At 40.0% G+C, this 22,001-nt stretch carries 19 protein-coding genes and 5 tRNA genes; 18 read left to right on the top strand and 6 right to left on the bottom strand.

Features of this window, described 5'->3' with window-relative positions:
- The first annotated feature begins 9 nt into the window (after positions 1-9).
- The 6 genes from QQK05_RS15130 (at position 10) to QQK05_RS15105 (ending at position 1,352) form a co-directional block, all read left to right on the top strand.
- Positions 10-84: transfer RNA gene (locus QQK05_RS15130), tRNA-Gln, on the top strand.
- Positions 85-136: 52 nt separating this feature from the next.
- Positions 137-211, top strand: a tRNA-Gln gene (locus QQK05_RS15125).
- A gap of 66 nt (positions 212-277) precedes the next feature.
- Positions 278-354, top strand: a tRNA-Met gene (locus tag QQK05_RS15120).
- Positions 355-363: 9 nt separating this feature from the next.
- A tRNA-Leu gene (locus QQK05_RS15115) sits at positions 364-448 on the top strand.
- A 55-nt stretch (positions 449-503) separates the two neighbouring features.
- A tRNA-Gln gene (locus QQK05_RS15110) sits at positions 504-578 on the top strand.
- Positions 579-659: 81 nt separating this feature from the next.
- Positions 660-1,352 (top strand): aspartate/glutamate racemase family protein, encoded by a 693-nt coding sequence (locus QQK05_RS15105; protein ID WP_284300091.1) that lies wholly within the window; start codon positions 660-662, stop codon positions 1,350-1,352.
- 16 nt (positions 1,353-1,368) lie between these two features.
- On the opposite strand, the gene QQK05_RS15100 is transcribed toward QQK05_RS15105, so the two are convergent.
- Both QQK05_RS15100 and QQK05_RS15095 read right to left on the bottom strand, forming a co-directional pair.
- Entirely contained in the window at positions 1,369-2,553 is a 1,185-nt protein-coding gene (locus tag QQK05_RS15100; protein ID WP_284300089.1) for an FAD-dependent oxidoreductase, read from the bottom strand.
- A gap of 94 nt (positions 2,554-2,647) precedes the next feature.
- A complete protein-coding gene (locus tag QQK05_RS15095; protein ID WP_284300087.1) occupies positions 2,648-3,340 on the bottom strand; it encodes a 2OG-Fe(II) oxygenase in 693 nt (230 codons plus the stop codon).
- Positions 3,341-3,473: 133 nt separating this feature from the next.
- Between QQK05_RS15095 and QQK05_RS15090 the strand changes: the two genes are divergently transcribed.
- The 8 genes from QQK05_RS15090 to QQK05_RS15055 all read left to right on the top strand — a co-directional run bounded on the left by QQK05_RS15090 (position 3,474) and on the right by QQK05_RS15055 (position 14,019).
- Positions 3,474-3,926, top strand: a complete 453-nt coding sequence (locus QQK05_RS15090) for a hypothetical protein (RefSeq protein WP_284300085.1) — start codon at positions 3,474-3,476, stop codon at positions 3,924-3,926.
- A 40-nt stretch (positions 3,927-3,966) separates the two neighbouring features.
- Positions 3,967-6,681 (top strand): ligand-binding sensor domain-containing protein, encoded by a 2,715-nt coding sequence (locus QQK05_RS15085; protein ID WP_284300083.1) that lies wholly within the window; start codon positions 3,967-3,969, stop codon positions 6,679-6,681.
- A gap of 125 nt (positions 6,682-6,806) precedes the next feature.
- Positions 6,807-8,252, top strand: a complete 1,446-nt coding sequence (gene miaB / locus QQK05_RS15080; protein WP_284300081.1) for a tRNA (N6-isopentenyl adenosine(37)-C2)-methylthiotransferase MiaB — start codon at positions 6,807-6,809, stop codon at positions 8,250-8,252.
- A gap of 23 nt (positions 8,253-8,275) precedes the next feature.
- Complete coding sequence (locus QQK05_RS15075) at positions 8,276-9,379, top strand: PhoH family protein (RefSeq protein ID WP_407704896.1); 1,104 nt, start codon at positions 8,276-8,278, stop codon at positions 9,377-9,379.
- 4 nt (positions 9,380-9,383) lie between these two features.
- The gene (ybeY, locus tag QQK05_RS15070) at positions 9,384-9,842 is read left to right on the top strand and encodes an rRNA maturation RNase YbeY (protein WP_284300079.1); all 459 of its coding nucleotides are present in this window, start codon (positions 9,384-9,386) and stop codon (positions 9,840-9,842) included.
- A gap of 30 nt (positions 9,843-9,872) precedes the next feature.
- A complete protein-coding gene (locus tag QQK05_RS15065) occupies positions 9,873-10,751 on the top strand; it encodes an HlyC/CorC family transporter (RefSeq protein ID WP_284300077.1) in 879 nt (292 codons plus the stop codon).
- Between the two features lie 15 nt (positions 10,752-10,766).
- Positions 10,767-12,293 carry an apolipoprotein N-acyltransferase gene (gene lnt / locus QQK05_RS15060; RefSeq protein ID WP_284300074.1) on the top strand — a complete coding sequence of 509 codons (1,527 nt, stop codon included), beginning with the start codon at positions 10,767-10,769 and terminating at the stop codon, positions 12,291-12,293.
- 88 nt (positions 12,294-12,381) lie between these two features.
- Positions 12,382-14,019: an amidohydrolase gene (locus QQK05_RS15055; protein WP_284300072.1), complete on the top strand. Its 1,638-nt coding sequence runs from the start codon at positions 12,382-12,384 to the stop codon at positions 14,017-14,019.
- Between the two features lie 67 nt (positions 14,020-14,086).
- Here QQK05_RS15055 and QQK05_RS15050 read toward each other — a convergent pair whose 3' ends face one another.
- Both QQK05_RS15050 and QQK05_RS15045 read right to left on the bottom strand, forming a co-directional pair.
- Positions 14,087-15,049 (bottom strand): sensor domain-containing diguanylate cyclase, encoded by a 963-nt coding sequence (locus tag QQK05_RS15050; protein WP_284300070.1) that lies wholly within the window; start codon positions 15,047-15,049, stop codon positions 14,087-14,089.
- Positions 15,050-15,082: 33 nt separating this feature from the next.
- The gene (locus tag QQK05_RS15045) at positions 15,083-16,144 is read right to left on the bottom strand and encodes a response regulator (protein ID WP_284300068.1); all 1,062 of its coding nucleotides are present in this window, start codon (positions 16,142-16,144) and stop codon (positions 15,083-15,085) included.
- A 156-nt stretch (positions 16,145-16,300) separates the two neighbouring features.
- Here QQK05_RS15045 and tpx point away from each other — a divergent pair, with 156 nt between their 5' ends.
- The gene (tpx, locus tag QQK05_RS15040) at positions 16,301-16,966 is read left to right on the top strand and encodes a thiol peroxidase (RefSeq protein WP_284300065.1); all 666 of its coding nucleotides are present in this window, start codon (positions 16,301-16,303) and stop codon (positions 16,964-16,966) included.
- A 272-nt stretch (positions 16,967-17,238) separates the two neighbouring features.
- Positions 17,239-17,685 carry an Hsp20 family protein gene (locus tag QQK05_RS15035; protein ID WP_284300063.1) on the top strand — a complete coding sequence of 149 codons (447 nt, stop codon included), beginning with the start codon at positions 17,239-17,241 and terminating at the stop codon, positions 17,683-17,685.
- Positions 17,686-17,767: 82 nt separating this feature from the next.
- Here the strand turns inward: QQK05_RS15035 and QQK05_RS15030 are convergent, their stop codons facing one another.
- Positions 17,768-18,706 carry a tetratricopeptide repeat protein gene (locus QQK05_RS15030; RefSeq protein WP_284300061.1) on the bottom strand — a complete coding sequence of 313 codons (939 nt, stop codon included), beginning with the start codon at positions 18,704-18,706 and terminating at the stop codon, positions 17,768-17,770.
- 4 nt (positions 18,707-18,710) lie between these two features.
- Positions 18,711-19,496, bottom strand: a complete 786-nt coding sequence (locus QQK05_RS15025) for an alpha/beta fold hydrolase (RefSeq protein ID WP_284300059.1) — start codon at positions 19,494-19,496, stop codon at positions 18,711-18,713.
- Positions 19,497-19,682: 186 nt separating this feature from the next.
- Between QQK05_RS15025 and QQK05_RS15020 the strand changes: the two genes are divergently transcribed.
- Together QQK05_RS15020 and QQK05_RS15015 are read left to right on the top strand one after the other, a co-directional pair.
- Entirely contained in the window at positions 19,683-20,471 is a 789-nt protein-coding gene (locus QQK05_RS15020) for an SDR family oxidoreductase (RefSeq protein WP_284300057.1), read from the top strand.
- Positions 20,472-20,478: 7 nt separating this feature from the next.
- The gene (locus tag QQK05_RS15015; protein ID WP_284300055.1) at positions 20,479-21,924 is read left to right on the top strand and encodes an aldehyde dehydrogenase; all 1,446 of its coding nucleotides are present in this window, start codon (positions 20,479-20,481) and stop codon (positions 21,922-21,924) included.
- Positions 21,925-22,001: the final 77 nt, after the last annotated feature.

The following is a 22,001-nucleotide window of genomic DNA, read 5'->3' as shown; positions in this document are numbered from 1 at the left end:
GAACATTGCTGGGGTATAGCCAAGCGGTAAGGCAGCGGGTTTTGATCCCGTCATTCTGAGGTTCAAATCCTCATACCCCAGCCACTTCATTCCTCATAATGATACTGGCAAATGTTTGTTTAAGAAGTTACCTTGTTGGGGTATAGCCAAGCGGTAAGGCAGCGGGTTTTGATCCCGTCATTCTGAGGTTCAAATCCTCATACCCCAGCCACTTCTTACTTATTCTCCTCTAAGCTTTTTATGAGTGACGCAAGTACGTACTTTGAATAAAGTATATGGCTACATAGCTCAGCTGGTTAGAGCACATCACTCATAATGATGGGGTCCCAGGTTCAAATCCCGGTGTAGCCACCATTGAATTACGCGGGAGTGGCGGAATTGGTAGACGCGCTGGATTTAGGTTCCAGTATCGCAAGATGTGAGAGTTCAAGTCTCTCCTCCCGTACCATTCAATTTAAAAAGAAGTGATCGCTTCAGTTTGTTTAGAAGTATCATACCTTAGTTGGGGTATAGCCAAGCGGTAAGGCAGCGGGTTTTGATCCCGTCATTCTGAGGTTCAAATCCTCATACCCCAGCCACTTCTTCCTTGTTATCTCTTATATATTTATCTACTCTATCGTCTTTCTAGGATTCTAATCTACGAAAGGGTTTGCCACGTTATGAAAACGATTGGACTAATCGGTGGAATGAGCTGGGAATCAACAACCAGTTATTATCAATTACTAAATAAGCAAGTAAGAGAGTCGTTAGGCAAGCTCCACAGCGCAAAACTATGCTTATATAGCGTTGATTTCAATGAAATTGCAGAGCTACAACACAAAGGCGACTGGCAAGCCACTGCAGACATTCTTATTCACGCCGCACAATCAGTCGAAGCGTGTGGTGCTGACTTCGTACTTATCTGTACAAATACAATGCATAAAGTTGCTGACGAAGTAGCTAGTTCAATCTCTATACCTATACTGCATATAGCCGATGCGACTGCTCGGCAGTTATTAAACGATGGCGTGACTCGCGTGGGTTTATTAGCGACAAAGTTCACAATGGAGCAAGATTTTTATAAACAACGCCTTATTGACAATTTTGGCATTGATGTATTCATCCCTGAAGCGCATGAAAGACAAAAAGTCCATGACATCATTTATCAGGAACTTTGTCACGGCAAAATTAATGATCATTCTAGACAGGTATACCTAGAGGCCATTGAAAACTTAGTTATTAATGGCGCGCAAGCAATTATACTCGGCTGTACTGAAATTGGCTTACTTATCCAAGCGTGTCACACGAATGTTCCTTTATACGACACGACAGAAATTCATTGTAAAGCGGCCACTTCTGCGGCATTGAAGTAGCCAACAGGCACTAGAGCTAAGCCACGCCACAAGCATAGGCAAGAGCTTTGCTTTTTAACTTTCCTGCCCGTTGAGCTGCGAATAGGCCGATATTACGAACAATTTTTACTAGAGGTGATTGGTGGGTGAACGTTTGATAGATTGCATCCATGCCTGACATCATCATAAGGTTGTCTGTTCTCCTTGCTTTTTCATAGCTAGATAACGTCGAAGGAGCATCGAAATCGCGCCCCTCTCCTATTGCCTTAGCCATTGCCATTTGTAGCGCCTTTACATCTTTGAAACCAAGGTTAACCCCCTGACCGGCTAATGGGTTAATGGTATGTGCAGCATCTCCTACTAGGACAACTCGGCCATTAACATATTGATTTGCATGACGACGGGTCAAATCAAAGGCCCCCTTACCTACCACCTTAACGGCGCCTAGTTTTTCGGGAAATGCCTGTAATACTTCTTGTGCTAATTGCTCATTTGACAAAGCTGCTAAGCGCTTAATTTCTGCTTTATTGTGATACCAAACTAATGACGCATTTTTGCCTGGCATTGGTAAAAAGGCAACAGGGCCCGTCGAATGAAACTTTTGCCACGTTATGTCTTGTTGCTCAATTGATGTTTCAACGTTAATTAACATCGCAGACTGCGCGTAATCCCACCCGGTCAAACCAATGTTAGCTAACTGGCGAATTTGAGAGTTTGCACCGTCAGCCGCGATCAGTAATTTAGCCTTAATGTGCTTACTACTTAACTCAATATCGACAAAATCAGCCTGCTGAGTAAATTGTTTTACCTGTTCCGGGCAAAGCAAATCAATACTGTTATGTTCACTGACAACCTGCCATAACGCCAATTGAATTTGGCGGTTTTCAACCATATAGCCCAAATGACTTCGATCGATTTCTTGTGCATTAAATTCTGTGTATGCAAACTCATCTTCCCAAACACCCAAACGCTTATACTGGCAAATACGACTTTGTTCAATAAAACGCCATGCACCTAAAGTATCCAATAAGGCTTGTGAATTTAAAGAGATAGCAGAAATCCGCAAATCAAACGGTTCCGGCTGTTTTGCTACACTGCTATCAAGTGCTTTTGGGGTAAACTTTTCGATCAGTGCTACTTTTAAGCCTAAATCAGCCAGTGCAACTGCCGTTGCCGCACCTATCATACCACCACCAACAATAGCGCAATCATGTATCGTCACGTATCATCTCACTGTTTTCTTTTTCTATTATGGTACCACGAGAGTTAATAATAAGGTTGGTTAAAATCAAGGTTTTAGTGTTTTTGTCTTATCATTATTTTAGCCAACCAGATATAGTAATACGATGCTGATAAGGCAAAGTGTTCAAACAATTAACATGATGTGGCATCGGATGTGATAAATCCAACAAGATCAGAGAGTTAAACCTAGGTTCAATGACCTTTCTATGAAACCGTGAATGCTTTGGATACAACACGAGCTGCCCACCATACCTTTTACGCCACCCTTTAGATAACTGGTATATAAAGGCATACTTTCCCGCACTACCGTGGGTGTGATAACCAATAAATTGCTGATTAATAAAAGATGCAAAAAACGCGTCTGTAATTTCGCCTGACAATTGTAAACTTGGGCAAACATGTTTCACTAAAATATCCGTGAATTGACTTGTAATGCGTTTATTTTGGTGGCTATTTTCATGCTTATTAGCGCTTCGGTAAAACGAAAATGCAAATTTTCTTCTAGTGTGCGCGCGCTTTGCTTGCTTATGACGGTTCACATCGATGACCGGTTTATCGATTCTATCCTTAATTGACTGACTTGGCTGATAAGGACGCGTAAGCAAACACCAAGCTCTATGATGATTTTGGTGAATGATACTACGCCGTAATTGACTCGCTACGCCATAAGGCAAGAAATTCTTAATTTCGATATATCCTTTTTTAGCAAGCTGCTCAATTTCACGAGAATCGAGCTGAATTGGCTTTAATCTTTTTGGGTCTTCCAACAAATCTGACTTTCCATATAAAAATCAACTAGTTTTATTGTTAACACTTTTGTGTTACTAATTAAATGCCTGAAGGCAAAAAACAGAAAGTGGTTGAACCTAGCTGTAAAAATAATAAATGCAAGGAGACATTATGTCGGCTCAATTAAAAGAAAGTAACCGTATCGCTAACGATATTAATCTCGTATACGATTTTACCGAAAAGCCTAACTTAACGAACTTAAAGTCAGCACCCGATAGAGCTGTTATTGCCAAACTACGTGCAGACCTAATTTTGCCAAATGACAAGATTTTAACAGTAGATATAGATTTTGATACGACAAGTGGCTACCATGGCAACACCATGATGATCATGGATGACTTTGGCGTTGAAATGTTAACAACGGCGTTTGCTACAAAATATGGACAAGAATACGCTGATTCGATAAGCAAAGCGTGGCAAGAAAAACAAGAACAAAATGATCCGAGAAAACCGACGTACATCTTGGTGCAGAAACCAAAGGAAGATGGTGAGCTACCGAAAATCTACATGGTGTGTGGAAGTAAGGTCCACCCTCCTAAAGATGCTCCACAAAGTATCATTTAAAACTGTTGGGATAAGCAAATTACTATGCTTATCCCTGCTTTTGAGCGTTTCCGCCAATAGCCATGAATTCAATGAACTCAACACTATTGGTAACATCACCGATATTCATCAAGATAACGAAAGCTATATATGGCTAAGCACGATAGATGGCCTTAGCCGATATGATGGAAAGGAACTTCTTAAGTTTTCTACCAACGAAATAACATGGAAAACTCCCTTTTCGTGGGTTAACAGCATAGAGCCTTTTCAAAGCAAAATAATCGTATCAAGTGCGGTTAATGGGTTGTTTTTATTTGATCCTCAAACCGGTACCTCTTCAGAAATTGAATTACCCGAATACATTCAAAACCCAGATCATGCGACTTACTTTAAGGGCTATATTTATTTTGAGAACCGTGACGCAATCTATCGTTATAATTTAACTAGCCTCGAAACCACACTCATCAAAGATGATGTAGATTTGTTTGGTATGCAGGCAACAAACGATAATTTGTATATCTTATCGAGAATCGGCATTTGTCATTTAGCCAATGATAAATTCAACAATATATTTCCTAATCAAGTAGATACCTTTACTAGCGTCAATAACAATCTAATTTTCCAACACGAAGGCCAATTACTTTCGATGATAGATACCAGGGTTGTAGCTAAAACAGATGTAAGCGATATTCAATCGTTAGCATCCGGAGCGAGTAACTCTTCCGTCTTAGCCATCACAAGCAATGGCGATGTTCTTAAATTTAGTTCGACAGATCTGAGTGTAGTACCAAGCCAATTCACAAATATTGGCAAACAACTAATTACCAAAACTTTTTACGACAGAAGCGGCGCTCTTTGGATTTATTCTAATTTAGGCCTTAGCCGTCATTATGAGAAAACCATATCCAATACAGAATATATTTTTGACATCAAAGACAATTCAAATGAGCTTATGTTAGTCAACGGTGAGCTTTTGATTGGAAGCTATGGCAACGGCATACAAACATTGACACCGCAGCCTTGGTTTGACCCTAAGATGAATAACTCTTTATCGCCAAGGGCTAGATATACAACGGGCATGCTACGCCACAAAGACACCATAATTTTCGGTACACTCGACGGTGTATGGCAATACCAGTTAGGTGATAGCGCTGCCAGCCGCCTACCATTACCAAAAAATGAGGACATAGTGCTTGCTCTGCGAGCAGACGAAGACAATCTATACATAGGTACTAACTTCAAGGGACTAAAAATATATAACTGGCAGTCTCAACAAGTGACTCAGCGTATCAATAAACAACACGGCCTATACAATTTAGAAGTTATTGACGTACTCCCTCAAACCAACGGAGATATATGGTTTGCTACGGCCAATGGCCTAGAAATCTACCAAAAAGGCACAAATGACGTTCGACAACTTAGTGTCAATCTAGGGATTAAGTTTATATCGCTGGCTGAAGCCAATAATAAAATTTACGCTTTTAGTACGGGTGGAGGGGTATACGTATTTAATAAGCGAGGTGACGTACTGTCTATTATGGGCAAAGGGATTAACTTCTCTCGAAGTTTGATCATTGGTGATGATATATGGACAACAACAACCTCTGGCATTTACCGAATTGACACAAAAAGTGATTCATTAGCGGTAGTATTAGGAACAGAGAGTTATAGCTTCAGTGGACTTCCTGTTTATCACAACAACAAAGTCTATGGCTGGCACACCAGAGGCTATGTGGAAATTGATCATGCAGAGAATGCAGTTTTTAACGCACCAATCCGCATTAGTAAAACGTCTGTATCTGGTAAAGAGCAATTAAACAATGAACGTATCTTGTTAAGCTCAGCAAAAGACGTTGTCAGCTTGAATGTTGCAAGTCTTGACTACCGTTCTAACGCCAACAAAAAATTTAAATACCGTATAGATGACAGCATCTGGACGCCGATTCAAGGTAATCAAATAACACTCGCAGGTTTATCATCAGGTGAGTATGTCGTTGAAGTTAAAGGAACCAACAGCCAAGGCCAATGGAGCAGTTATGTCGCATACACTAATATTGCAGTCGCCTACCCTTGGTATTGGACCCCTCAAGTTAGAGTGATTTACCTGCTACTTGTCGTGATCTTTGTCATTTTATCGATCTGGTTAATCTTACTTCGAGCACGTTCAATTAGTTCGGTATACAAGGTCCTCGATGAAGACTTAAAGACACGTGGTTTACTTTCTAACAACCTTGAACGTAATATCAACGTTTCACTTAGAATGTTGCACGAAGGCGACCACGAGAAAGCAATAAAGCTGTTAACTGATTCTGCACAGCTAATCTCAAATAACAAAATTAAAGACGAACCGCGTAGTTTAAATAATCAATCGCTCTCGGGCGGTCTAGAGTATCTTGTCGACTTTTGGCAAGTTAATTACGCCATCAAAGTTCGTGTGAAAACAGACTACCCTGTAGATACGCTAACGCAATCTATTCAACAAAGTATTTATCGAATAATTTACCATGCTATCGATAGTGCATTGTCTCATTCACGAAGCGATACCTTCATGGTATCTATTCAACCATTTAACCAAAAACTATGGTTAAAGATCGAAGATGACAATGATTATTTCAGTGACTTTGATAGCAAAGTAGATTTTAACATTGCTATGTACACCATCAGAAAAATAGCGACGCAGCATGATGCTAAAGTCAACGCATATAAAACAGGTGACAACAACAGTCAATTGACCGTTAGCTTCAATTTAGACGAGCATATCAACAATAATATTTAGCCTGAATACAGCTATTTACTAAATCTAATACGCTGGGCAGTAGAACATTGCGTAAAGAAAGAGTAAAATGCGTGTCCTTTTTATACCAATACGTATATTTTGATTAAATTTTAGGCAAGTAATCAATGACCAAAAAGCTGTATATTAAAACTTGGGGCTGTCAAATGAACGAGTATGACTCGCAAAAAATGGCAGAACTTCTCGACACAACACATGGATTAGAGTTAGCGCAAGAAGCTGAAGAAGCTGACGTGATCTTACTCAACACATGTTCTATTCGTGAAAAAGCTCAAGAAAAAGTTTTCCATCAATTAGGTCGCTGGAAAAACCTAAAAAATGATAACCCTGATTTGATTATTGGTGTCGGTGGTTGTGTTGCATCACAAGAAGGTGACGCGATTCGTCAACGTGCACCTTACGTGGATATGGTATTTGGTCCGCAAACGTTACACCGTTTACCTGAAATGATCAAAAAGGCTAGCGGTGAGAATAAAGAAGCTGTCGTTGATGTTAGCTTCCCTGAAATTGAAAAATTTGACCGCTTACCAGAGCCAAAAGCTGAAGGCGCAACCGCATTCGTTTCAATCATGGAAGGCTGTAGCAAATACTGTACTTTCTGTGTTGTACCTTACACCCGAGGTGAAGAAGTTTCTCGCCCATTAGATGACGTGTTATACGAAATTGCGCAATTAGCAGAGCAAGGCGTGCGTGAAGTAAACCTATTAGGTCAAAACGTAAATGCCTACCGCGGTGAAACCCACGACGGTGATATTTGTCGCTTCTCAGAGTTATTGCGTTTAGTGGCAACCATAGATGGTATCGACCGTATTCGTTACACCACGTCACACCCAGTTGAATTTACTGACGATATCATCGAAGTATACAAAGACGTTCCTGAATTAGTTAGCCACTTACACTTGCCAGTTCAAAGTGGTTCAGACCGTATTTTAACCATGATGAAACGTGGTCACACGGCATTAGAGTACAAATCTAAAATCCGTAGGCTTAAAAAAGCACGCCCAGATTTATGTATGTCTTCTGATTTTATCGTTGGTTTCCCAGGCGAAACAGATGCTGACTTTGAAGCGACCATGGATTTAATTCAAGCAATTGATTTCGATTTGAGCTTCAGCTTTATTTACTCAGCACGCCCTGGTACGCCAGCTGCAGATATCGTTGATGACATTGATGAAAGCGTTAAGAAGCAACGTTTACAGATTTTACAAGACAGAGTAAATCAACAAGCATTACGTATCGCACGCCAAATGTTAGATACAGAGCAACGAATTCTTGTTGAAGGTCCTTCGAAGAAGAACCCTATGGAACTCCGTGGCCGAACAGAGAATAACCGAATAGTGAACTTTGTTGCGCCACATCACGTAATTGGTCAATTTGTTGATGTTAAAATCACTGACGTATATGCGAACTCATTACGCGGTGAACTAGTACGTGAAGAAAAAGATATGGGCCTACGTATCGCCCACTCACCTGCTGATATTTTAGCGAATAACCACCACGGTGCAGCGCCAGCAAATGTTGATGACTTAGGCGTTGGTACTTTTACACCGTAACCGAAATTTAACGGAATTAATCTTTGAGCAAACAACATAGTATTACTTTTGAATTAGCGCCTGTTGATAACAGCAGGCAAGCTAATTTATGCGGTCCAATGGACGATAACTTGAAAACAATTGAACGCCGATTAGGTGTAGAAATAAGTTATCGAGGACATGAGTTTAAGATTGTTGGCCAAGAGCTTAACTGTTTGGCTGTCGAAAAGATGCTGAAAAGCCTTTATATCGAAACGCAAACAGTCAAGGGTAAACAGCAAGCTATTACGCCTGAAATGGTCCATATCGAGATTCTTGAAGCGGATGTTTTAGAGCAAGAGCCTACCGAGCACGACGCCGATTTTGCGAAAATGATCACGATTAAAACCAAGCGAGGCTTAGTTAAGCCGCGTAATGGTAATCAATCGGTTTACGTGCAAAACGTGCTAACAAACGATATTAGTTTTGGTATTGGCCCTGCTGGTACAGGTAAAACGTATTTAGCCGTTGCTTGTGCGGTAGAAGCATTAGAACGCCAAGAAGTGCGTCGAATTTTGTTAACTCGTCCAGCCGTTGAAGCAGGTGAAAAGCTTGGCTTCTTACCTGGTGATTTGTCTCAAAAAGTCGATCCTTACCTTCGTCCATTATATGACGCCTTGTTTGAAATGCTCGGTTTTGAAAAAGTTGAGAAGCTTATTGAGCGCAGTGTCATTGAAATTGCACCTTTAGCTTACATGCGTGGCCGTACATTAAACGATGCATTTATTATATTAGATGAAAGCCAAAATACGACGGTTGAGCAAATGAAAATGTTTTTAACGCGTATAGGTTTTAACTCCCGTGCAGTCATTACAGGTGATGTGACTCAGGTTGATTTGCCAAGAGGACAAAAATCGGGCTTACGCCACGCTATTGAAGTACTTGATGACATTCCAGGCGTTAGTTTTAACTTCTTCCAGTCAAAGGATGTTGTGCGTCACCCTGTTGTTGCGCGCATTGTCGACGCGTACGAAAAGCATGATGCAAAAGTAAATAAAATCAAAGAACAAAAAAAGCAAGAAAAGCTTGCACTAGAGAAAGCTCAGCTTGAATTAGCTCAACAGACATCACCACAAGTTTTGTCTGTAACTTCGGAAGATAAAAAGTAAAACAATGGCTATCACCCTTGATTTACAAATTGCCTCCCAGAATACAGACAACTTACCTACTGTTGGTGAGTTTCAGCAATGGGTGGATGCCGCTTTAATGCGTTATGACAAACCGTTTGAGCTGACGATTCGTATTGTCGATACAGAAGAGTCAAATGAGCTAAACCTCCAGTATAGAGGTAAAGACAAGCCAACTAATGTGCTATCTTTTCCATTTGAGGTACCAGAAGGTGTCGAACTAGATTTGCTTGGTGATTTAATTATTTGCAGACAAGTAGTTGAGCGCGAAGCGATAGAACAAGATAAAACATTAAATGCACATTGGGCGCATATGGTTATCCATGGCTGCTTGCATTTATTGGGCTTTGATCATATAAGTGATGATGAAGCTGTGGAAATGGAGAGCCTTGAAATTGACATTTTAGCGCAATTAGGTTTTCCTAACCCATACATTGAAAACTAATTTTAAATAACACAGGAAACACACAGCTCTATGAGCGATGACAACCCCCACTCTACCAACGGCTCCTCGAACAAATCGTTTTTGGATAAAATAGTCCAAGCATTTACCGGAGAGCCGCAAAATAAAGAAGAATTGGTTGAAGTATTAAATGATGCTGAAGACCGTGAACTGATCAATCCTGAGACTAAACTCATGATTGAAGGTGTGTTAGGTGTATCCGAGATGCGCGTAAGAGATATTATGATTCCTCGCTCGCAAATGGTTACATTAGACATCAACATGTCATTAGAAGAATTTTTACCTAAAATTCTAGAGTCTGCCCACTCACGTTTTCCTGTAGTAAACGACGACAAAGACCATGTAGAAGGTATTTTATTAGCAAAAGACCTTTTGTCTTATGGCTTTAATCGCACTGACGAAGAATTCTCACTGTCTGATGTAATACGTCCTGCCATTATTATCCCTGAAAGTAAAAAAGTTGAACCTTTGCTTAAAGAATTCCGCTCTGAACGCTATCACATGGCGATCGTTGTTGATGAGTACGGTGGCGTATCTGGTCTAGTCACAATTGAAGATATTCTCGAATTAATCGTTGGTGAAATCGAAGATGAAACTGATGAAGAAATCGAAGAAGACATCAAGCATCTAGCTGGTCAAGTATACCAACTAAAGGCACTCACTGAGCTTGCTGACTTCAACGACTATTTCAATTGTGAATTTGATGAAGAAGACGCCGATACCATCGGTGGCATTGTGTTACATGAATTTGGTCATATGCCGCAAAAAGGTGAAGAAATTTCAATCGGCGACTTTGGCTTTAAAATTGTATCGGCAGATAACCGACGTATTCAAACAATTCAGCTCACTGTGCCTAAAGATCATGAAGTCACAGGAAAAGTAATCGACTAAATCGATATACATCGGATGTTATCAACGATAAAACCTTTCTTTAATAAAACAAATGGGCTTAGCTTTATTGCTGGGCTCCTTTTGGTTTTTGCCTACGCGCCATTTGGCCACTGGTGGTTAACACTTGTAATTCTTCCATTATTTTTTTTATTAATCGATGGAAAATCTGTAACTAAAGCAACTCAAGCAAGTTTTTGCTTTGGCCTCGGCTGGTTTACGACTGGAATCAGTTGGGTTCATGTATCAATAGATCAATTTGGTGGTATGCCGCTAATTGCCTCGTTACTGTTGATGTTCCTGTTATGTTTATACCTTGCTATCTACCCTATGCTTGCAGGATATCTTGCAAGTAAGCTTGCTAAAAACAAAACGCTGCATCTTGGGCTATTTGTCTCAACTTGGTTGTTATGCGAGTACTTACGCAGTGTTGTTCTAACAGGATTTCCTTGGCTTTCATTGGGATATAGTCAAATTGACTCACCACTATCAGTGTTAGCGCCAATCATTGGCGAAATAGGAATTACTGCATATTTGTTAACTGTCAGTTATGTTTTTATCAGGCTGCTTAAAGTTGAGAAAAAGCTCCTTTGGGCTTTGTCACTCATCATTCTGTCTTCAAGCATTGTTATTGCGAGTAGCATCAAGTGGGTAAGCCCAACGGGAAAAACAGTTAAATTCGCGCTAGCTCAAGGCAATATTGAGCAATCAATTAAGTGGGATGACGAGCAAGAATGGCCGACAATGCTGATGTATTTGGACATGGCTCGTGACAATTATGATTCGGATATTATCGTATGGCCAGAATCAGCAATTCCAACATTAGAGCCTATGGCACAGGACTATTTAGATCTTGTAAACCAATCTGCTGGCATAAATGACTCCGCTATAATTACCGGGATTTTAGATTATAGCTTCGAATCAAAATCCTACTACAACGCGCTAATTACATTAGGTAATAGCCAATCAACGAGCAAAACAACGGGTGATTATCATTACAATCACAGCAACCGTTTTTATAAGCATCATTTGTTACCTATCGGTGAATTTGTCCCATTTGGCGATCTATTGCGTCCATTAGCGCCATTTTTTAACCTACCTATGTCATCATTCTCTAGAGGCGATTATGTCCAACAGAATTTGATAGCAAAAGGCATTCATATATTACCTCTAATTTGTTTTGAAATCGCTTTCCCTAATCAACTGGCCGCTAATTTGACACCAAAAACTCAAGTGTTACTAACGGTGAGTAATGATGCCTGGTTCGGTACATCACATGGACCTCATCAGCATATGGAAATAGCTAGAATGCGTGCTTTAGAATTTGGTCGACCGCTCGTTCGTTCAACGAACACAGGCGTAACAGCGGCCGTTGATCATAATGGCCAATTTACAGACCAATTACCACAATTTGAAAAAGCCGTGTTAAAAACGGATGTTGCACTTGTTAAAGGCGACACTCCATATAGTCGGTTTGGCAACTACCCTACTTTCATATTGGCATTGCTGGGCTTTATTGCTATCAGTATCTGGCAACGAAGATAATTAACAAACAAATAGACCACAAATCGTTGCCTTGGTAATCGCTTTCCCTTTAATATGAGGGTAAGTATCTGATTAAAGAGCGTTAATAATGAAAAGAATAGGTCTATCATTGCTGGCTATGCTTCCAAGCCTTGTGCTGGCAAATACACAAATTATCTACAATGTTAAGGGATATACTCCGTCTGGCGATAATGTCCAACCGTTTTCTGCAGTAGCCTTCAAAGATAGTAAAATAACAAAAGTTTTCCCTGTAGGCGCAAGTATCCCCTCAGGAAAAGATATCAAGTTAATTGACGGTCAAGGAAAAACATTGTTACCTGGATTAATCGATGCTCATGGACATGTTTTAGGATACGGGCTCGGGATATCAAGAGTGAATTTGATGGGTATCGAGTCAGAAAAAGCAGCCGTGGATAAAGTAAAGCGCTTTACTGACGAGAATAACACTCAAGGCTGGATTCTTGGCCGTGGCTGGAATCAAGTTATTTGGCCAAGTAACAGTTTTCCAACAAGAGAAAGTTTAGATAAAGCATTCCCAAATCAACCAGTCTGGTTAAAACGTGTAGATGGCCACGCTGGCTGGGCTAACTCTAAAGCCCTAGAAATTGCCGGTATTAATGATAAAACGCCGTCACCTGAAGGAGGCGAAATTATTAAAACAGCTTCAGGTGAGCCAACAGGCGTATTTATTGATAACGCGATGTATTTAATTGATAAAGCGATTAGCCCCTTAACGGTTGAACAAGAAGCCAGTGTATTGAAAAAAGCAATGAAATCACTCGCGTCTCAAGGACTGACTAGTGTTCACGATGCAGGCATTTCCAATCAAACTATCGCAGCATACAAATTATTAGCAAATAAGGATGAAATGCCGATCCGCATATATGCAATGGCTGATGCAACAGACAAAGGTTTTGGAAATACGCTAGCAACCGGAATCATTACGGATAAAAATGAAAAGTTTGTTTTACGTAGTGTTAAGATTTCGGCGGACGGCGCCTTAGGTTCTCGAGGTGCAGCACTGCATCAAAGCTACAGTGACCAACATAACCACAAAGGTTTACTATTGCATAACCCACAAGAGCTAAGAACACTGATTGAAAAGTCAATGAAAGCTGGCTTCCAGGTTAATACCCATGCAATTGGCGATAAGGCAAATACCCTAGTACTCGACAACTATGAATTACTGATGCCAGAAACCAAAACACAACATTTACGTCACCGTGTTGAGCATGCTCAGATACTGCGCCTTGAGGATATTCCTCGATTTGCCGAATTAGGCGTTATTCCATCAATGCAAGCAACCCATGCTACCAGCGACAAGAATATGGCTGAAGATAGATTAGGTAAAGAGAGATTAGCGGGCGCTTACGCGTGGAGAAAGTTACTCAATACCGGGGTTAAGATAGCAAATGGTTCAGATTTTCCAGTAGAGTACGCTAATCCTTTCTACGGATTACATGCAGCAGTCACTCGACAAGACCATAAAAACCAACCTCTCGGCGGTTGGCTCGAAAAAGAAAAAATGACCCGAGATGAAGCGTTAGTTAGCTTTACCATTGATGCAGCCTATGCTGCTCATCAAGAACAAACGCTTGGTTCAATTGAGGTAGGTAAAATGGCTGACTTTATTTTAGTAGATAAAGATTACTTTAATGCAGACGAAACGACGCTTTGGCAAACTAAAGTATTAAAAACTTGGGTTGGTGGTAAGCAAATACATTAATCGCTACTCTCGATGCAAAAAAAACGGGGCTTTATGCCCCGTTTTTTTTAATGTTGTTCGTTTTAAACTAAGGTTGCTTGTATAAGCTCACTTGATTTCGACCATTCTCTTTTGATTTATAAAGCGCACTATCCGCCGCTTCAATCCAGCTTTCATAAGTTTTCATTTCTTCACTTACTTCCGCGATACCAACACTAATTGAGTATTGGATAGTGTTACCTTTGTACTCAACCGTCTTCTCGCTAATCTTTTTACGCAAACGCTCAGCGAAAACTAAAGCGCTCTCTAGTGGCGTATCAACCAGTAAAATAGCAAACTCTTCACCACCATAACGACCAGTGACGTCTGTTTCACGAACTTCATTGATGACATTCACTGCTAAATCTCGAATCACTTCGTCGCCAACAACATGCCCATAACTGTCATTAATACGTTTAAAATGATCGATGTCTAGCATGACAAGACAACTCTTGTGCTGACTTCGAATCCAGCGCTTATATTCAAGTTGAAAGCAACGCTCCCAATGGCTTCGGTTGAATAAGTTTGTTAGTCCATCTATTTGACTAATACGCGCCAATTTTTCATTTAACTGTTCTAATGTGAGTTTGTTTATCGCAGTATCAGTAACATCGTAGACCAAAACACATAAATGCGTGACTTCACCTGAAGCCGATAGCAGAGGGATAAACGTCGTGTTTTGATACATAAAATCTGCCGAGCCGGTAATCGGTCGATAGTTTTGAAACTTAAATAAATATGGGCGCTGCTCCCAAATCGTAAACGCTTTGTTTTTTAATAGAAAAACAGCCTCGGCCTTGCGTGTAAACCATTGCTCATCGAGCTCATCGAATAAAGCGAATAGATTTTTATTTTTCACTTGCCTTGGCAACAATCCTGAATGATGCTCCATAAAACCATTCCAGATTTGTACATTATAATCTCTATCGAGTACGACTAAGCCCACATCAATGGTGTGAAGCATTTCCATTAACCAATGGATTTCATTTATTTGCTCAGTTTCTAGTGACATAACTTCTTCCAGTAATTCTGTGTACGCTTGTGCTTAGTCTTCGAGTAAGTAGGCGAGCTTGTTGTTCAGTGTAACCATCGACTCTTCAGTGAAAAGTAACAACAAGTCACACTTAATAGGATAATTCTCAATACCATAGCTAATCTCAATGGCTAAAGTTCTTTGCCAGCGATCCGAGTTTGACGCGATGAGATCAGATATTTTTCTGTGTTGACCAAGTACGACAGGATGACCCTGGCTAAACGATAAGTCGAGCTGTTCAGATAGACCTTTTAAACAGGCACCAATCAACACATTAGCCATATCCATCAATAATTCCAATTCTGCATCTTGATCTATTGATGAGTCATACTTCATTAACCGAGCTATATCCTGAAAACTAGAATCATTTAAAATGAGTAGTGCTTCACCTGAGATCCCTGCACTAATAAACCCTTGGCAAATACCTGAAGTACTCTCTTCTCTCTCAACGGCAGATAACGCCATACTTAATTCACTAACTTCGATAAGGTTTACATTTGGAATTGGTAACTCAACGAATACATTCAGTAAACGAGCAAGTAAATCACCAGCGCGCCCCATGGCGACATTAGCAATTTCTTGATAACAATCACGCTGGTCTTGTGACAGAACGATTTGTGGCCTTTCTTCCTTCACTGGCTCTACAACAGGTGCAACAACCGGTGTTGGCGAAGGCTGTGGAGCAGGTTCTGAAGGCGTATCGTCTTGCGAGAAGATGCCATAGTCTGCCAGTAATTTCGTTAATATTTTCTTGTTTACTGGTTTTTGAATAAAGTCTAATGCGCCGAGTTTCTTAACACGCTCATGTGCTTCAGGTTGAATATCACCAGAAATAACAACTGTTAAGGTTGGTAAGTCTTGTTTAACAATCTCTTCTAGCACGCCATAGCCATCTAATACAGGCATATTTAGGTCAAGCAGCAATACGTCGCCTTTACCTTCTTTAATCGCCTCTAAAGCTTCTTGACCATTCGTTGCAAAGCTAATGTTAACCTCCCAACCATCAGGTAAACTTCTCGCTACCTGTTTGCGAGCCATATTTGAATCATCACAAATTAATAATTGGGTTGTCATTTTACTAGCTTCCAAATGGACAAATTTATTACAATAATAATAACATAAGTTGAACAAGGTAAAGTTAAAAAAGCCTTAAAAAATAGCTTGTTAATAAAATGAACAGATATTTAACAAGTTGCTTTCAACAATCTAACAATTAACTGTGAGAATTTTATGAAAAATGTTACTAAAGCCGTTTTATTTACCTTGCTGGGATTTAGCACCCATAGTTACAGCTTAGCACAAGAGCAAACAAGCCTAATGGAAACTACTGACTTAGTTAAAGCTGGTACTAAATTCGTAACCCTACTAGGTAACCAAGTAAGCGTCGGTGAAAAGGCGCCAAACTTTAAAGTAGTTAATGAAAGCTTTTCACCAGTTGAATTAACTAGCTTCAGTGACAAAACTGTATTAATTTCTGTCGTCCCAAGCTTAGATACTGGTGTCTGCTCTATTCAAACTAAACGTTTCAACGAAGAAGTTGCAAACCTGCCTAACGATATCGTTATGTTGACTGTGAGCAACGACTTGCCGTTTGCACAGAAACGATTCTGCAAAGCGGAAAACATTGATAAGGTTAAAGTTTTATCTGACGCTGTTTGGCGTGATTTTGGTCAAAAATACGGTTTACTCATCAAAGATATGGGCTTGTTAACTCGCGCTATTTTTATCATTGAGCCAAATGGTACGATTGCGTATAAAGAACTTGTCGAGAATATTTCAAGTCATCCTAATTACGATATGGCGTTATCAACATTAAAAGCACTAACAACCCCTAAAGCTGTTTCTCCTGCGGGAGAAGAAAGTACATCTTCGTCAGAAAACGTTAGTGACAGTTAATCACCTTGATATAAAAAAGGCAGGACGAACTGCCTTTTTTTACATTTAAAATCAAAAACTTAATAAAAAAATCAAAAAAATTATAATATTTTCCTTGAAAAGCTTTCACCTGATACACATATATTAATTGTAGTCGCCGTAATGGGACTCAATTAACCGCCTGTTCTTTATGAAAGGCACATTTGTCGACGTTACTTTTTCAGTTGTTGCAAAGCATGCACGACAGAAGTAATTCGATGTTTTACATATTGCTAAATAAATAGGATATGATTATGCGTACAAACACAGACTTAAGCCCTTTATACCGTTCATTTATCGGTTTTGACCACTTAGCGGGTTTAATTGACAAAGCATCTCGTCAAGAAAAACAATCTTCTTACCCTCCATACAATATCGAATTGATTGCAGAAGATAAGTACAGAATTACCATGGCAATTGCTGGTTTTGTTGAAGATGAGTTAGATATCGAGTCTAAACAAAATACATTAATTGTGACTGGCACAAAAGTTACCTCGGATGATAAAAAAGCACGAACTTTCCTTCATCAAGGCATAGCAGAGCGTAACTTTGAGCGAAAATTCCAATTAGGAGATCACGTTAAAGTTATCGGTGCAAATTTGGAAAATGGTTTATTGCATATAGAGTTAGAAAGAGAAATCCCAGAAGCACTTAAGCCAAGAAAAATAGCGATTAACGGAAAAAGCTTGATAGAGAGTTAATCGTTTATACCTCCCAACGTGTTTATTGTTATTTTTGCCCTGCAATTTTGCAGGGCTTTTTTTTGGAACATCACAATTGAGATTAATTCACTGGATTCTTTTCATTGAGCTCAGCTAATAATTTGTGATATCTCTCTTCGTCAAGTGTAGGGATGTTATATAAGTTAACTGTTTGAAGCACTTCTCTGGCATTCACGTAGTTGCCTATTTTCAAATAGCACTCGGTTATTCTTAATCTCGCCTTAGTCCCTGTAGCTCGATCTAAGGACTGACGAGCAGATTTAATGGCATTTTGATAATTTGTCACAGCTTCAAAATATTGTTCATTATCCGAGTATGCAGATGCCAAGTTATAGAAAGCCACACCAATCTGCTGAGTATTATCAACTTCAATCGCGGCAACCAAAGACAGTTTTCGATAGTGAATGCTCTCTTCCCTTTTTATCAATCGCGTCGCGAAATGCCCAAGATTAGCGTACATTTCGCGTCGTAATAAAGGATCAGGTGAGCGTTGATATTTTTCTTCTAAAGTAATTAACGCTTGATAACCTCGTTCTAGGTCGCCCATCACAAGCAAAGCATTAGCCATCATCACAATCAGCATTGGATTGCCGTTAAAGTTAGTTATTTCGCCCAACAGATTTACGGCAAAATTCAGTTCTCGGGTAGCTGCTGGTTTGTCCCCTAGCATTAACAACATTTTTGCTTTGTGAATAGCAACCGATAACGCGAATGAATGCGGTAAATTGTCATAAGACTGCCAAGGCTCTAATGTTGTTATTAACTCATCGAATCTTTCTAATTCAAACAAGCTTTGATGCCTCAACATTTCCATTTGATACCACTCAAACGAGCGAGTTTTCTCATTAGGCTGACGACGCTCAATTTCAGATAAACATTTTAACTGAGACAAAAGACAAACATCTTGGATGGTTTGCTCCTGAGCAGCATCTATTTTGGGGCTAAAAATTCCCGCAATAATAGACGCGGATATTACAGAGGTAAGAAGTAACTTTTTCATCAAATTAACTATTCTCAATAAATTGATAAATTTCAGCTTGCACTTCTTGTGCATGACTCACGGGCGCCATGTGACCTGCGTTGAACGATTTAAGTGTAACATGCTTAAAAGCACCTGAAAGCATTTTTATAATCTGATGCGCTAAATGCGTGCTCTTTATACCAGACATTAATAAAACAGGCGCATTTATTATTGAGATATCATCAACTGCATATCGCTCAGCCATTAACGCTTGAAAATCAAGATTTACTTTGGGCATATCAGCAGCCATTAGTGTTTTCATCTTATGTGGCAAACCAACAAAAAACCCGGGTTTGTTCCAATAATTGGTAAAAACTTCAGCAGCCTTATGTGGTGTGTTATTGAGCACGGTTGTCGAAAATGTCACCGCCTCTCGATATTCTTCACTTTGTGGCTCGAATAAATGAAAAGCTACAGGTTCGAATAAGCTAAGTGATAAGACATTATTGGGGCTTTCTACAGCTAATTTTAGTGCCAAAGCACCGCCAAAGGAGTGACCAACAAGGTGATACTTTTCAATTGATAGCTGCTGCAAAACAGATACGAAGCGTTTTTTTTCGACAGCAAAATCGTAAGACATAGGGTCTTCTACTTCGGCTGCTTCACCATAACCTAGCAAGTCGATATTAATAATTCTGTAAGAAGCCTTAGCCAACGAAGTTAATGCCCACCATTGTTTAGATGAGCTAAGAGAGCTGTGAAAAAGCACAATAACGGGCAAGTCACTTTCAAAATCACCAACTAACTGAACACCAGGAAACTTACTCATAGATCACAATTGACACTAAAAACCAGCTAACAATTTACTCAGAATCTAGACAATGTCAAAACAAAAACAGAGTTATTTATTCCTGTGTAACATTCGAACATTAATACAACAAAATGCTGACATTTTTTAAACAGCTATGCTAAAAAGGTCCTAACTCAATAAAAATAACTATAAAAAGTAGACTGTATGAATTTAAACATGACACAACAAAACGCGCTAGTGTGCGGTGCGAGTCAAGGAATAGGTAAAGCATGCGCAATTACATTAGCAAAGCATGGAGCCAACGTTACTTTATTTGCTAGGAACGAAGAATCACTTCAACAAGTCAAAGCAGAGTTAGACACTACCTTCATGCAACAACATCATGTAATTGTTGCTGACTTTTCAAATCCAGAGCAAGTGAAACAAGTACTGGCTGAGCATTTAAATCTCATTTCATCATTTGATATCGTAGTCAATAACACTGGCGGGCCAGCTCCCGGACTAGCGACTCAAAGCGCACCTGATTTGTTTGCGCAAGCATTTGAGCAGCATGTCATCAATAATCAAAATATTGCGCAACTTGTTACCCCAGCAATGAAAGAAAAAGGTTATGGTCGAATAATCAATGTTATTTCAACCTCTGTAAAGCAACCAATAAACGGCCTAGGTGTTTCCAACACTATTCGCGGTGCAGTCGCTAGTTGGGCTAAAACTCTAGCTAACGAGCTGGGTCAATTCAATATTACTGTGAACAACGTATTGCCAGGTGCAACTGCGACTGCTCGACTCGATGCCATTATTGCTGGAAAAGCGAAAAAACAAAATATCACTATTGAGCAAGCAACCTTAAACGAAAAAGCAACAATCCCAATGAATAGATTTGCCGACCCCGAAGAGTTTGCGAATGCGGTAACTTTTCTAGCATCACCGAGTGCTGGGTATATTACCGGAATAAACCTGCCAGTAGATGGTGGTCGAACAAGCTGTTTATAGGTGCTAAATGGATAAAATTGATAACTTTATTAACGGTCAATTATGCCCACCAATTTCCGCACACTACATAGATAATATATCGCCAGCAACGGGAGAAGTTTACGGGAAAATACCGAACAGTGATGAAAATGACCTATCAATAGCCATCGCTGCAGCCAAAGAGGCTCAAGCCGACTGGGCAAATATGGCCAGTGAGCAAAGGAGTGACATCCTAAACAAGATTGCGCAACTGATTGAAAAAAATCTTGAGCAACTGGCTGAGGCGGAATCTATTGATAATGGCAAACCTATCAGTGTTGCCCGTGCTGTTGATATTCCTCGCGCAGCAAGTAATTTCAAGTTTTTTGCTTCAGCTTCCAGCCAATTTGCAAGCCAGTCACATCAAATGGCTGGTAATGCAATAAATTACACCCTCAGACAACCCTTGGGGATTGTCGGTTGTATTAGCCCTTGGAATCTACCTTTATATTTATTTACGTGGAAAATTGCCCCTGCACTTGCGGCGGGTAATTGTGTGATTGCCAAGCCTTCCGAAGTGACTCCAAAAACCGCAAGCCTTTTTGCCATGCTATGTCAGCAAGCAGGGCTGCCTGATGGCGTTTTATCGATATTACATGGTAAAGGGCAAGATATCGGCAAACTAATCTGTGAACATCCCGACATTAGTGCAATATCTTTTACTGGAGGCACGCAAACTGGAGCTCAAATCGCTACTTCGCTAGCACCAACATTCAAAAAGCTCTCGTTAGAATTAGGTGGCAAAAATCCCGCAATAATTATGAACGACTGTGATTTTGAGCAGACATTAAATGAAGTATTTCGTGCCTCTTTTGCCAATCAAGGGCAAATCTGTTTATGCGCATCAAGGCTTTATATACAGCGTGATCTATATGAAAAGTTTAAATCTGCACTTATAGAAAAAGCCAAGCTACTCGTTCCTGGGGATCCGTTAAACCCGACCACAATGATGGGTGCCATCGTATCAAAAGTCCATCTTGAAAAAATACTGAGTTTTGTCCAGCTTGCCAAACATGATGGTGCCAAAATACTTGCAGGTGGCGAACAAGCCACACTGAGCGGTTCACTAAAAAATGGTTACTTTATGCAACCAACAGTGATAGAAGGACTGTCGGCGAAACACGCGTGTAATCAGCAAGAAATTTTTGGCCCCGTTGTCACGTTGACGCCTTTCGACACACTAGAAGAAGCAATATCTCTTGCTAACGATAATGATTATGGACTGGCATCAACAGTCTGGACGACCAACATTAATACAGCCCATATCGCGGCAGAGCAGTTAAAAACAGGTATTGTTTGGATAAACTGCTGGCTTCATCGTGATCTCAGAACACCATTTGGTGGTATGAAAAACTCCGGATTAGGGCGAGAAGGTGGTGAAGAAGCAATGAGGTTCTTTACGGAAACCAAAAACGTGTGTATAAAATACACATAACGTATAAAAAAAAGACGACAGTACTAACTTATTATGAGTGTTACTTGTTATAAATTTAAATCTTCTGGGGCTATTTT

Origin of the sequence: Thalassotalea loyana, from assembly GCF_030161435.1 — a bacterium.
Lineage (GTDB): Bacteria > Pseudomonadota > Gammaproteobacteria > Enterobacterales > Alteromonadaceae > Thalassotalea_G > Thalassotalea_G loyana.
Note: the sequence above shows the minus strand (reverse complement) of the source record. Positions and strands in the feature narration are given on the sequence as shown.